Annotated in this window: 10 protein-coding genes; 6 read left to right on the top strand and 4 right to left on the bottom strand. The window is 46.4% G+C overall.

The window, feature by feature from the left end:
- A partial coding sequence (locus ACO0KW_RS10215; RefSeq protein WP_423052971.1) for an Ig-like domain-containing protein occupies window positions 1-1617 on the bottom strand: 1617 nt, incomplete at its 3' end.
- Window positions 1618-2036: 419 nt separating this feature from the next.
- Entirely contained in the window at window positions 2037-2333 is a 297-nt protein-coding gene (locus ACO0KW_RS10210; RefSeq protein ID WP_423052970.1) for a DUF4286 family protein, read from the bottom strand.
- 305 nt (window positions 2334-2638) lie between these two features.
- On the opposite strand from ACO0KW_RS10210, the gene ACO0KW_RS10205 reads away from it, so the two are divergent.
- Window positions 2639-5062, top strand: coding sequence for an EAL domain-containing protein (locus ACO0KW_RS10205; RefSeq protein ID WP_423052969.1), 2424 nt, complete (start codon window positions 2639-2641; stop codon window positions 5060-5062).
- A gap of 14 nt (window positions 5063-5076) precedes the next feature.
- Here the strand turns inward: ACO0KW_RS10205 and ACO0KW_RS10200 are convergent, their stop codons facing one another.
- The gene (locus ACO0KW_RS10200) at window positions 5077-5652 is read right to left on the bottom strand and encodes a DUF6622 family protein (RefSeq protein WP_423053463.1); all 576 of its coding nucleotides are present in this window, start codon (window positions 5650-5652) and stop codon (window positions 5077-5079) included.
- Between the two features lie 145 nt (window positions 5653-5797).
- On the opposite strand from ACO0KW_RS10200, the gene ACO0KW_RS10195 reads away from it, so the two are divergent.
- The 3 genes from ACO0KW_RS10195 to ACO0KW_RS10185 all read left to right on the top strand — a co-directional run bounded on the left by ACO0KW_RS10195 (window position 5798) and on the right by ACO0KW_RS10185 (window position 9246).
- Window positions 5798-6256 (top strand): DUF2721 domain-containing protein, encoded by a 459-nt coding sequence (locus ACO0KW_RS10195; protein ID WP_423053462.1) that lies wholly within the window; start codon window positions 5798-5800, stop codon window positions 6254-6256.
- A gap of 122 nt (window positions 6257-6378) precedes the next feature.
- On the top strand, window positions 6379-6912 hold the full coding sequence (locus ACO0KW_RS10190) for a hypothetical protein (RefSeq protein ID WP_423052968.1): 534 nt from the start codon (window positions 6379-6381) through the stop codon (window positions 6910-6912).
- Between the two features lie 51 nt (window positions 6913-6963).
- Entirely contained in the window at window positions 6964-9246 is a 2283-nt protein-coding gene (locus ACO0KW_RS10185) for a UvrD-helicase domain-containing protein (protein ID WP_423052967.1), read from the top strand.
- Between the two features lie 28 nt (window positions 9247-9274).
- Here ACO0KW_RS10185 and coq7 read toward each other — a convergent pair whose 3' ends face one another.
- A complete protein-coding gene (gene coq7, locus ACO0KW_RS10180; protein ID WP_423052966.1) occupies window positions 9275-9907 on the bottom strand; it encodes a 2-polyprenyl-3-methyl-6-methoxy-1,4-benzoquinone monooxygenase in 633 nt (210 codons plus the stop codon).
- A 401-nt stretch (window positions 9908-10308) separates the two neighbouring features.
- On the opposite strand from coq7, the gene ACO0KW_RS10175 reads away from it, so the two are divergent.
- Together ACO0KW_RS10175 and ACO0KW_RS10170 are read left to right on the top strand one after the other, a co-directional pair.
- Entirely contained in the window at window positions 10309-11373 is a 1065-nt protein-coding gene (locus tag ACO0KW_RS10175; RefSeq protein WP_423052965.1) for a porin, read from the top strand.
- 286 nt (window positions 11374-11659) lie between these two features.
- On the top strand, window positions 11660-13873 hold the full coding sequence (locus ACO0KW_RS10170; RefSeq protein WP_423052964.1) for a DUF5916 domain-containing protein: 2214 nt from the start codon (window positions 11660-11662) through the stop codon (window positions 13871-13873).
- Window positions 13874-13930 lie beyond the last annotated feature (57 nt).

The following is a 13930-nucleotide window of genomic DNA, read 5'->3' as shown; positions in this document are numbered from 1 at the left end:
TGTATAAATAATGGAGAGTCCACTGACGCTGGCAGTTCCGTTACTTGGTGAGCTGAACAGGGCAATACTGCTAGCATTTCCGGTAATACTCGAAATAATGACGTTGTTATTACTGTTTTGCAAAACACTCGCACTAATCGTATTGGCAACTGCAGGAACCCCCTTTACATCAACACTGATACTCGCAATGCTCGAGGTACCATAGGCGTTGCTGGCAGTATATTTAAAGTTGTCTGTGCCAACAAATCCTGGGCTTGGCGTGTACAGAATATTCATCCCGCTCACAATCGCCGTACCATGAATCGGCGTGCTAAACAGGTTGATACTAGAGGCATTGCCTGTCACGTTGCTGGCAATCGTATTATTGCTACTATCTTGCAATACGCTAGTGCTGACACTAGTCACGCTCGGGGGAATGCCGTTGACATTGATATTGACAGATGCAATCGCAGACACCCCGTAGTTATTTGTCGCGGAGTAGGTGAAAGCATCGCTACCGACATAAGCGGCGCTTGGCGTGTAGATGAAATCTAACCCGCTGATACTGACGGTACCATGCGCTGGGGAGCTGGCTATTGTTACGCTAGTCGCCGTCCCAGTAATATTGCTGGCAATGGTGTTTGCACTACTGTTTTGTAATACCGTCGCGTTGACTATGTTCGTAACAGGTGGAATACCATTGACGTTAATACTGACTCCAGCGACCGATGATGTGCCATAAAAATTACTGGCGACATAGTAAAAATTCTCCGTGCCGGTAAAGCCTAGCGCTGGGGTATAAATAATGTTGAGCCCGTTCACGCTGGCTGTTCCGTGGCTCGGAGCGCCAATTAATGCAATGCTGGATGCGCTGCCGCTAATATTCGCGGCGATTGAATTGGCGCCGCTGTTGAGCACCACATTGGCGCTAATCGGGTTCGCTGTCGGCGGCAGACCGGTCACAGTGATATTAACACTGGCGGCGGACGAAGTTCCTGCTGTGTTTGTGGCAGTGTAACTAAGGCTATCCGCACCAATATATCCAGCGCTTGGTGTATACAGAATTTTGAGGCCACTGACGCTGGCCGTACCGTGAGATGGTGGGCTGCTGATTGCAATGCTGCTGGGGCTTCCTGTGATGCTGGGGTTGATCAGATGGTTAATACTATTGACGGTGAGCGTGGTGTTAACTGGATAGCTTGTCGGTACTACTTGCAAGACCGTAATCGAGACCCGAGCTGGAGCTGATACGCCAGCAATATTGGTTGCGGTATAAAAAAAACTATCAGCACCCGAATAATTTGCGGCCGGGGTGTACAAAAAATTCAGGCCGTCGACGATCAGAAAACCATGCGTAGGTGGGCTAGTAATTTGTAAGGTATCCACGGTACCCACAGTTTGTGCTGGTAGGACATTTGCCACAGTGTTTTCGATTACTGTGGTGCCAAAGGGATTCGCGGTTGGCGGCCCAGATGTAGATTGCGCTAAGACCATTGATGGTGACACCAGCAAAAACAATAATGCGCTGAATATCACGCGCATCATCAATTGCAAATAGTGATTGGTCTCATTCTGACGGAATAATTCTTCGATGGATGCTGGATTCGAAAAAGTATCGCTATGCTGGATGTTCATCATACAAAATCCCTTTGGTAAGCAAGCTTGTATCTGTAGGCTAAATTTCGTTTAAATTTAGCTTAAGTATAGGACGATTATGCAGTCGAGACGAGTTTGTTTTTCAATACTTTTTATATATCGAAAATATCCTTGTCAGTGAAATTGATGCAAGCAAGCTGATTGCTGTTGCGTGTGTGATGTAGATCCGCAACATGGATTTTGGTGTTAGTGTCAGCTTAATGATTCTCGCGATAAAGTGTCCCAGCCGCTATAGGGGAACCTGGTCTACGCTGGATAGACAAAAATCATGTTAGTCGGGTGTCGACCTGCCTGTCCTGGTATCTGACGCGAATTGTATCGGAGGACAAATGTGTCGAAAACAGTAGTTCTGCATACCGCAATGAGTGTCGTAAATTCGCCACCTGCACTCGGTAAAAAGGCTATTTCCAAATTTTTTGCGTATGCCAGAGCTGTCGCGTTACTGTACAGCCCTCCGGAAAATGTTGCATGAAATCGGCTCGCATGGAAGCCGCATGCTGATCGATATAACGTTCATAATCAGCGAGACTGGCGGCCTGGTAACTAGTGCGATAGTGGGTTGCCTCGTCTTTATCAAAATGAATTTGACGAAAGCATGTCGTCGCCCAAATTTCAGGAATATGTTTGTTCTGCATATATTCTTCAAAAGCGACACTCATATCGGCACGAACGTGGACACTGACTTCGTATAAGACCATAGCTGCTCTTCGAAAATAGATCAGAAAAAAGTGATTATCCCAGTTTGCATCGGCCCTGTCATCTCGGCCATTTCATTGTCTGTACACCATTCGAGTCTTTGAATTATCTTGCCGATTCAAATTTATTTCTTGTACTACTTCGTTGAAGTTTGCCGCAGTTTGTTGTTTTGCAATCTAAATTATCTATTTTCTATTCGCTCGCGAGTAGAATGCCTGCACCGACAGAGAGATTGACGAGCGCTGATTTTTTATCCAGTTCGTGCTTTTAAAAATTATATTAACTTTGTGAATAGCATCTACCCGCCATGCCGAATCAGTCGTCGCCCAGTGTGAATTTTGAGCACAATACCGAGCACGAAATTGCGATGCTGCGTGAACGCAATTCTTTACTCAATATTTTGAGTGAGTTTGCCATCGCCTTGTTACGTTTGCGTACGCGTGAAGAAGTATTGTGGTACACCGCAAACGAGGTTGTCGGGCAGATGGGTTTTGATGATTGCGTGATCTATCTGTGGGATATACCCACCCAGACTTTGATTCAGCAATCGGCATTCGGACATAAAATTTCTGAACAAGGCTCGGTGAATAATGCGCTGACTTTGCGTTTGGGTGAAGGCATAGTAGGGCGTGCCGCTCTGACCAGAGAAACGATTGTGATTAATGACCTGAGTATAGAACCGAGCTACGTGATGGATATGCAGCAGGCCGGTTCCGAATTGGCGATTCCGATTATTCACTCGGATCAGTTGATCGGCGTGATTGATAGTGAAAATCTGGCGAAAAATTTTTATACGGCGGAACACATCAAAATACTGACTGCGGTCACCTCAATGGTTGCAGCAAAGTTGGCGCAAGCGGACCTGATTCACCAACTGGAATCTTCGATTAGTGAATTGGAATACGCGAAGAAATTGCAAAGCGTTTTGTTTAACATCGCTGCACTGACTTATGAAGATGAAAATTTTTTCAAAGTTTATGAAAAAATTCATCATCTGATTGCCGAACTTCTCTACGCAAAGTCTTTCTTTGTAGCGGTCTATAACGAAGAAACTCGGCGCATAGAATTTCCCTATTTTATTGATGAACGTCATCCCGAATTAGCAGCTGATATTGGACCGGTCGATATCGAAATGCGCGGCATGTCGGCTTGGGTCATTTTTAATAATACCTCCCTATTGTTGAGTCGCGAAGAAGTATTGGCGCGCGCGAATCGCGGCGATTTTGAAATTTTGGGCACGATTGCCGAATCCTGGTTAGGTGTACCAATCCATGCTGGAGATGATTTAAAAGGTGCTTTGGTCGTACAAACTTATTCACCTTTGGTTTCCTACCTAGAAAAAGACCGCGAATTACTGAGCTATGTTTCGCGTCACGTATCGAATCTTTTGAAACGCAAGGTCACGGAAAAAAAATTACAACATCTGGCCTTGCATGACCCCTTAACTGGCTTGGCGAATCGAAGTCTATTTTTGGATCGGGTATCGCACGCCTTGAAGAAACAAGAGCGACAAGAAAATCGCATGTGTGCTGTGCTGTATATGGACGTCGATTTGTTTAAAACAGTGAACGACCGGTATGGGCATGCGGTGGGCGATGCTTTATTGAATAAATTTGCCGCATTGCTCACACAGCAAACGCGCCAACTCGATACGGTCGCACGTTTAGGTGGCGACGAATTTGCTTTATTTTTAGAGGATATCGAGCAGCACGACACAGCCATTCAACTCGCCGAGCGCATCATTTTAGCCTTACAGCAACCGATTGCCGCGAACGAAGCGTTGATTACCTGTTCGACCAGCATCGGGATCGCTTTTATCAATGATACGTCGATATCGGCGACAGAGATTATTCGACGTGCGGACACCGCGATGTATCAGGCTAAGGCGGCTGGGCGGGGGAATTATCAGTTATATGATCCACTGCTTGATCGCGCTAATGTACGCGATTTGGTGTTGGGCGAAGAAATTCATACCGCACTCGCTGAGCAACAGTTCGTCTTGCATTATCAACCAGTGATTGATGTTGCGACGGGTGTTGCGGTTGGGTTTGAAGCCTTGATACGCTGGCAGCATCCAGAACGTTCTTGGATCGCGCCCAATGAATTTATCGACTATGCCGAGAAACATCGGCTCATTGAAAAAATCGATCGCTACGTGTTGCGTCGAGCGCTCCAACAAATGTGCGCTTGGCGTGCCAGCACGGGAATGTCGCCCAAAGTGAGCGTGAATATTTCAGGGCGTCATTTTGCCAGCGCAGAATTCATCAATACTGTCTTGAGCTTGCTGGAGGAATTCGAAGTTCCACCGAACACGCTGGGGATAGAAATTACCGAACGTGCGGTGATTGATAAATTTGCGATTGCGCAAAACAATATTCAGATTTTGCAAAAACATCACATTCGTGTTTTGCTGGATGATTTCGGGACTGGCTATTCTTCACTGAATTACCTGCATCAATTAACATTAGATGTACTCAAAATCGACCGTACCTTCGTAAGAGGAAGTCGCGGTAATCAACAAGACAATCCAATCATAAACAGCATCGTGGCACTAGCTGCGGCAATGAATTTAACCGTTGTGGCAGAAGGCGTAGAAACCGAGGATGAGCTGAAGGTTCTGCAAGCCGCTGGCTGTGATTTATGTCAGGGTTATTATTTTTCTAAGGCCTTACCAGCTGACCAAGCAATCCAGTATTTTCTTGAACATCAAACCCTCGTTGTCGGCGCCTAATTTGCCTCAATAACTTATACTTTTAGAACCGTTGGTGCGGTTTGAGTGAGCTGTTCCTGAACGCGATTTCTTAATCGTATCAACTTGATCGGTCGCGCTAAGAAGGCACCGTTAAACACCCCAAAGAGAATAGCAAAACCAAGTGTGAAAGTGGTATGTTGTGCTAGTTCGGGACGTATCGCTAAGCTGATATTCAAGGCATATTTAGCGATAAACATAGCAAGTATCAGGAACAATGGTAGCCAACTACCAGCAATCGTAAACCGTTGAGTGGTGAGATCATATTGGTGTTTCTTTGATAGTGGGCGACGTACGAAAAGCATGCAGCTAAGCGCTACGCTGAGGCCCCACGCTCCCAACGTGATTAGTTCCGAGCCGATACCACTATGCATACTAGTGAGAGACAATATCAGCATCACCAGTGGCAATGTCAATACGCGTTGTAATGAAACCTCGCGGGTTCTAGTTTGGCTGAAACCGAGGAAACATAGGCCAGCTAACAGTAACCAGACCCAAGTTGGGGTGTGTGTAAAAATTTGCGCCATAATTTCCTCCTGAATTGATTGAATGACGCTACTTTGCCTAAGCATGGCGGAGACGACGATAGAAATGCGACGAAGCGTCCTAATTTGACGTGACCCTCGCATTATTGGCGCGAACGAATGTACGGCGGCGGGTGACTTCGGTGTATGCCTGTTAAAATATCGCTTCCCATCCAGCACAGAGACTATCGTGATCAATTTACATCTAGGGAATATCGGTCAAATTATTCAATTAGCAATTGCCCCCGTATTTTTGTTGACCGGCGTTGGCACCAATCTGACCGTACTGACGAATCGCTTGGCACGCATTATCGACCGTTCCAGAGTATTAGAAGAAATCGTCACTACCCAGGGTGCCGATGGCTTAACACCGAATATGCGGATCGAACTCGACGAGTTATATCAGCGTTCGCATTTGATTAACCGTGCAATTACTCTGAGTTCTACCTGCGCCTTATTGGTGTGTTTGGTGATCGCCGCTTTATTTCTCGGCGATGCTTTAGACCTGCACTTAGACAAAATCATTGCGTCACTATTTGTTGGCGCTGTATTTGCTTTGATCGGTAGTTTTATCTTCTTCTTACGCGAGATTTTTGTCGCGACCAAGACGCTCAAGCGTCAACGCGAACACGGTGCGCGTTACCTGCCTTAAGGGCAGTTCGAGACATGCTCCAAAAAACCACGCCCAGCACCAGATCTGGCGCAAAGATCGCAGCAAATCTTGCTTTGTCGAAAAATTAAGGCACAATGGAATTCCCCTACCCTTGTTAAGACATGGGATTCCCTATTCAGGAGTTGGCGATGATGACCGTGCCCATCATTATAGATTTTGAAGCATCTGGTTTCGGACAAGGTAGCTATCCGATTGAAGTTGGATTTTCCGGTCGTCACGGTGAAGGCTGGTGCTCATTGATCCGGCCGGAGGACGATTGGACACACTGGGATTTAGATGCCGCGCGCTTACATGGAATCGCCCGTGAAATATTAATTGAACGCGGTAATACAGCTCAGTTTGTAGCGGCGCAACTCAATTTCTTTCTGGGTGGACGCACCGTCTACACCGATGCCTGGGGTCAAGATTATGTCTGGATGGCACGATTGTTTGATTCCGCGCAAATCACGCCGAAATTTAAATTAATAGACTTATTTGAAATAATTGAAGATGGTCAATTGCCGAATTGGGATGCGACCAAAGAGCAAGTCATGAAAGAATTATGTGTCGCCAGACATAGAGCTAGTAGCGATGCGCGCGTATTGCAACTAACGTGGTTACGTACTTATGACGAAGCGAAGAAACAAGCTGTATAAAAAATCAGTCTTTTTTGATGATGCCTGCTGACACTCCCGTATAATATCGGGATGCAAAATCTCCTACACAATCTCAATCCCGAGCAGCTCGCTGCCGTCACTTTACCAGCACAATCTGCCTTAATTCTGGCGGGCGCTGGTTCTGGTAAAACCCGCGTATTGACCACGCGTATCGCTTGGTTGATTCAAACTGGACAGATTTCGCCAAACGGTGTGTTAGCGGTGACGTTCACCAACAAATCAGCGAAAGAAATGTTGACGCGTTTGTCGGCGATGTTGCCGATCAATACGCGTGGGATGTGGATAGGGACTTTCCACGGTTTATGTAATCGATTGTTGCGTGCACATCATCGTGACGCGGGTTTGCCGCAGACTTTCCAGATTCTTGATTCGGGCGATCAGCTTTCCTTCATTAAGCGCTTACTAAAAGCGAATAATATCGATGACGAAAAATTCCCGCCTAAAACTTTGATGTACTTTATCAACAGTGCCAAAGACCAGGGCTTACGTGCAGCCCAGGTGGATGCCTACGACGATTTTAATCGCAAGATGGTGGCCTTGTATGACCTTTACGATCTGCAATGTCAACGTGAAGGTGTGGTGGATTTTGCCGAACTCTTATTGCGCACTTACGAATTACTGAGTCGAAATCAACCTTTGCGCGAACATTATCAAGCGCGTTTTAAACACATCTTGGTCGATGAGTTTCAAGACACCAATGACCTGCAATACAAATGGCTTAAGCTGATGGCGGGTACGCATGGCGCAGTGTTTGCGGTGGGCGATGATGATCAAAGTATCTATGCGTTCCGTGGCGCGAATGTCGGCAATATGGCCGCATTTGAAAAAGAATTTCGCGTCGAAAATCTGATCAAGCTAGAACAAAATTATCGTTCGCACGGACACATTCTGGATACCGCGAATGCGCTAATTGAACACAATAGCAAACGCCTCGGAAAAAATTTACGCACCGATGCGGGGCATGGCGAGCTGGTCAGAATTTTTGAAGCTAGTAGCGATATTCAAGAAGCGCAATGGATCACGGAAGAAGCTAAGAATCTGATCCGCGATGGTTTTGAGCGTAGTCAAATCGCAATCTTGTATCGCTCAAATGCACAATCGCGTGTGATTGAACATGCCTTGTTTTCGGCGAATGTACCGTATCGCGTTTACGGCGGCCAGCGCTATTTTGACCGCGCAGAAGTCAAACATGCGATTGCCTATTTGCAGTTAATGGACAATCCACACAATGATTCAGCCTTTATGCGCGTAGTGAATTTTCCTACACGTGGCATCGGTGCGCGCTCGATAGAGCAACTGCAAGATGCGGCTAAACAATACAATATTTCTTTGTATGCGGCGGTGCCCTATGTGTCGGGTAAAGCAGGTTCTTCGCTAGGTGGGTTTGTCAAGTTGATTGAAGGCGCGCGCTTTGAAACACAAAACTTGCCTTTGCCAGAAATGGTGCAAGTGGTACTTGATCTGAGCACTTTACTGACGCATTATCAAACCGAAAAAGAAGGCGCGGATCGCATAGAAAACTTGGAACAGCTGGTGAATGCGGCGACTTTGTTTGTCTCCGAAGAAGGCTTCGGGCATGATGCACCAGCCTTGGCCGGACCTGTATCGCGCCCAGCGAGCAGTTTGATTGCGAATGCAGATGGCATTGAGATCATAGATGCTGATGCCGCCTTGCCAACCGTGATGTCGCCGTTGTCTGCGTTCTTGTCGCACGCATCCTTGGAAGCAGGTGATAATCAAGCGCAAGTGGGGCAAGATGCTCTGCAATTAATGACCGTGCATGCTGCCAAAGGTTTGGAATTTGATGCGGTGTTCATCGGCGGTTTGGAAGAAGGCTTATTCCCGCACGAAAATAGTAGTCAGGAAGAGTCTGGTGTAGAAGAAGAAAGACGTCTGATGTATGTGGCGATCACCCGTGCTCGGCAACGTCTGTATATGACCTTTTCACAGACGCGTATGTTGCATGGACAGACCCGTTACAACATGCGTTCGCGATTTTTTGAAGAGATGCCGGAAGAGTCACTGAAATGGCTGTCGCCTAAAATTCAACCAAGCTGGTTTGCACGTCCAAAATCGGCGTGGGATGAAACACCAGAATCAGGTGCGAACGCGATTGCACAAAATTTCCAAAAGGCCCAAGTAAGCAATGGTAATAGCTGGCGCATAGGCCAAAACGTCGCACATGCGAAATTCGGTGAGGGCGTGATAGTGAATATCGAGGGCAGCGGCACGAATGCGCGCGCCCATATTAATTTTGGCAAATTTGGAATGAAGCTGCTCGATCTGAGTATCGCCAAGTTAGAAAAGTGCTAGGCGCGCCTTGATCTGACACAAATGTAAGTTACAAATGATAGGCGGCAGTCGTCATCACTTTTGCCATTCCCTGCATCAAGATTTTTACAGGAGTTGGTAGGTTCGTAGCACCGAGTGCATCAGCTGCCGCACCATGCGCGATTTCATCGACCCGCATCTGCTCAACGATGGCACGTGACTTTGCGTCTTGTAGTGGGAGCTTTTCTAAATGACTGGCGAGATGTGCTTCGACTTGTTTTTCGGTTTCCACTACAAAGCCCAGACTAACGGCATCGCCGCAGCGACCCGCAATTAAGCCGCATGCATAAGCACCGGCGTACCACAACGGATTGAAAACGCTGGTATGCGAATTGAGCTGCTGCAGACGTTCTGCGGTCCAGGCAAGGTGATCTTCTTCTTCTATGCTGGATCGCGCGAATTGTTGTTTGACTTCGTTTGACTTAGAAAACACGGCTTGCGAATCATACAAAGCCTGCGCGCAAATTTCGCCTACATGATTAACACGCATCAGACCAGCACTATGCTTTTGCTCTGCTTCAGAGAGATCTTGATCCAGACATTGCCTTGCCGGATTTTGACGCGACGCCCTTGCTTGCCCTGAAATGACGCGTAGTGCGCGGTCAAAGTTGATAATCGTGCTGTCTATGGATGGCAAAAACATGGCTGATCTGTCTAGGCTGGAAAAACATCAATTGTAATGCGATTAAGCTCAAACGCCGCCGTAAATAATGAAGAAATAAGGCACCGAAGTTTGCGCTACAGCAAAACTGGCGTTAACAGAAAAATTATACTTGTGGCAGCTTTTTTGAGTGAAATTCGGGCTTTGTTGTTGCAATGCCACATAAATCTTGAATATGTTCTATAATAGCGTAATTCTCTTTGCCCAAAATAGCGCATTTTGTTCAAATGCCACTTAGTATACGAGGCAAAAGTAGCTATGTTTTTATAACATGGTGCTAACAAGAGACAAAAATTTTCGTTTGATATGTTAGTAGTCGGTAAGAACGTCAGTAATATTTCATATCAGACAAAAAAATTCATTAACCTTTGGAGAGTTTTTCAATGAAAAAATCACTTATCGCTTTCGCAGTTTTGGGTGCATTCGCATCCGCCGCTTCTGCTCAATCTTCTGTCGTTTTGTACGGTATCGTAGATGCATCTACTTCCTACATGTCTAACCAAACAACAACTGGTGGCAAAAAATTCTCTTTGGATAACAGCAACATGTCATCTTCCCGTTGGGGCTTCAAAGGTTCTGAAGATCTGGGTAATGGCTTAAAAGCAAACTTCCAATTGGAAAGCTCTTTGAGCGTTGATACTGGTACAGCAGGTTCTTTGTTTGACCGTATTGCAACAGTTGGTGTTTCTGGTGACTTCGGTACATTGAACATGGGTCGTCAAACTAACCTGGCTTACGATACATTGATCCAAGTTGATCCATTGAACGTAGCGCATGTCGGCACTAACCCAAACATCGCTTTAGGCGGTTTGAATAACGCGACTTTGTACGGTACACACGGTTCTAGCAACGGCTTTAGCTCTGCTACACGTCAAAACAATTCCGTGAAATATGCATTCCCATCAGTTTTGGGTGGTATCAATTTCGGCGCAATGTACGGTTTCGGTGAAAAAGCTGGCGATGCTTCTGCAAGCAGCTACATGGGTGCATCTGCTGGTTTCAACCAAAATGGTTTGACAGCTGTATTCTCTTACGGCCAAATGAAAGACGCGACAAACAGCTCTACATTGCGCGTTTATACAGGTGGTGCGAAGTTTGTAGTTAACGAAGAATTCACTGTAAAAGTGACTTACGCTGAAAACGAATTGAATACAACAGGCCGCACGATCGGTGTATTCGGTGCTGGTGTTGATTACATGTTGACTCCACAAACAACATTGACAGCTGCTTACTACGCTAATCGTCGTTCTGGCGACATGAAAGCAAAAGCGGATCAATACGTAGCAGTTGCTAAGTATGCTTTGAGCAAACGTACAGCATTCTACGGTTCTTTCTCTTATGCTAAAGCTGGTACAACAGCTGCTAAAGATCAAGAATTGGGCTTGTTCATCGGCGCTGGCAACAAGACAGCAACTCGTACAACAGTTGGTTTGTTGCACGCATTCTAATCATAGCTGTTTAGAACTGCCTCATAAAAAAGACTGCTTCGGCAGTCTTTTTTTTTTGCCCAGCACTTTCATGTTCATTGGTTCACATGAACGGCATTGTGTTCTCATCAGATCAAACGGAATCGACGTAGCACCTAGGTAGCTTGAGTTGAGCTTAGGATCATTGAACTCAGATTGAACATAGGTTGAACTTAGGTTGAACTATATGGCAACACAAAGCTCTAAGTTTCCTTGATAGAAACTTGTTAAAATACTAGTTTTACAAATTACTCATTTTTGAATGCCTATGAAAGTTTTCCTCTCCGTTCTTGTTAGCACTTTGCTTTTTTCTAGCGCAGCCCAGGCAGGATTTCAGGCGCACCAATTGCAGAAAAAAGAGGTGATCAAGTTAGATGGAAAATTGGATGAAGCGGTTTGGAAGCAAGCAATTCCGCATACAGAATTCTTTCAGACACAACCCTTCGATGGCGTTGCAGCGCATCTAAGAACGGAAGTCAGAGTTTTATATGACGACAAGTTTTTATATGTTGGTGTAACAGGTTTTGATAATGAACCCAATCAAATCCGCGACTCATTTGCGCGCAGAGACAAGATTAGTATCGATCAGGACTTTTTCACTTTATATATTGATCCGAGTAGCGGACATAAGGCAGCGCAGGTGTTTTATGTGAACGCACGTGGTGCTGTCATGGATGGTATTTACAGCGATACCATGGGTGACGATACTGCACCGGATTACGAGTTCTCCGCCAGCACGGCACGCTTTGACGGCGGCTGGAGCGCAGAATACAAAATTCCTTTCTCTTCGATCGCTTACGATAAACATTCAACGACTCCGTGGAGTCTTTTGGTATTGCGCAATATGACACGCGATCAGCGCTACCGTATGTATAGTGGTGCTGTGACGCGGGCAACCAGTTGTAACTTATGCTTTTCTCATCCTATCGAAGGTATGCAAAACCTGCCTTCCGGCATGAATTGGAATGTCACGCCACAATTGGTTAGCCGTCGCAATAGAGATCAAATTGAAGGTAAGCCCGCGCCTTCTAGTTCATCCAGTGATGTGAGCGTAGATTTCAAATTTAGACCGACTTCTGCCATCACGATTGATGCGACCTTGAATCCTGACTTCTCCCAAATCGAGTTAGATTCTCCACAGCTGTCTGGTAACACACGCTTTGGCATTTTCGTACAAGAAAAGCGCCCATTCTTTTTGGAAGGCGCTGACATATTCCGTACGCCTTTGAATGCGATCAGTACACGCACGATCGCGAATCCTGATGTCGGCTTGCGTTACACCCAACGGGATGCGGATAAAGATTTTAGTATTCTCACGAGTCGCGATACAGCTGGCGCACTGGTCATGGTGCCGCGCACCTATTACACCGCGTATGCGAACAGCACGGTCGCTTCGACCGCAACCGATGCCAGAGCCAATTTTCGTTTGGGCTCATTGTCCTTAGGTGCGATTGCGACTGATAGACAATATGCCGATGGACAAGGTTACAACCGTGTCGCTGGGCCGGATTTCGTCTGGCAAATCGACCGAAATCAATTGATGCGTGGCCAGCTTTTGATGAGCTCAACCAATGCACAATTAGATTCCAAAGGAAATATTGCGCGCGCTGACGTCACAACTGGCCATGCAGCTTATTTCGACTGGTCGCGCGGCAATGATGACTATGGCATGTCAGTCAGTGTGCGTGATTTTAGTAAGGATTTTCGTGCCGATAATGGATTCTTCTCACAAGTCGGTTTCCGGAGTGTGAACTCTGACATCACCAAAAAATTTGGTCGCATGGGTGAATTGCATGAAGTGAATGCCTACGTCTCTGCCGAATACAAAGTTGATAGCGACGGAAATATTCTGTCAAAAATTCTCAGCCCCGGCGTCAGAGTTGCGGGTCCGTATGATAGCTCGGCGTATCTAAATATTAGTCCCACTGTGCGTAGTCGCGTGAATCAACAAGGGGAGTTATTTTCTATCGGCCGGTTTGCCTGGGGCCTTGCTGCCAGTCCGGGCAAACAAGTCGCTCGTATCGCCGCTGATTTTAGCGTAGGCGATGTGATCGACATCTTGGCCAATCGTTTGGGGCGCGGCGGTTCGTATTCTATGAGCGCCAAGTTGCGACCGCTTGATCGTCTTGAGGTGGAACCTAGTTTTGCGACCAATTGGATTAATGGAAGCGGTGAAGCCGCGAGTCAGGCGCGTGCTTACAAAGAGACGGCGCTGCAAATTAATAGCATCTTGCATTTGAGTCCTAAAGATACGATACGCATGATTCTGCAAGATGCCCGCACCAAACGCGATCCTCTAGCGTATATCGTGGTGGTCGCCCCTGATAGTAGCCGTAGCGTGAATTCCTTCGTGTACACGCATCGTGCAGGCGTCGGTAGTGCCGTGTATTTAGGCTGGACCATGACTAAATCAGAAACACCGGGCTTTGTGGCGCAGCGTAAGCAAAGTGAATTGTTTACCAAATTCTCCTGGCAGATCTAAGAATGTATGAGTAGTGCGGTTTGAACTGAGGTCAGCTTAGGTGAGCTTAGGTCAGAA

Source organism: Undibacterium sp. Ji22W (assembly GCF_049340305.1).
GTDB lineage: Bacteria > Pseudomonadota > Gammaproteobacteria > Burkholderiales > Burkholderiaceae_D > Undibacterium.
Note: the sequence above shows the minus strand (reverse complement) of the source record. Positions and strands in the feature narration are given on the sequence as shown.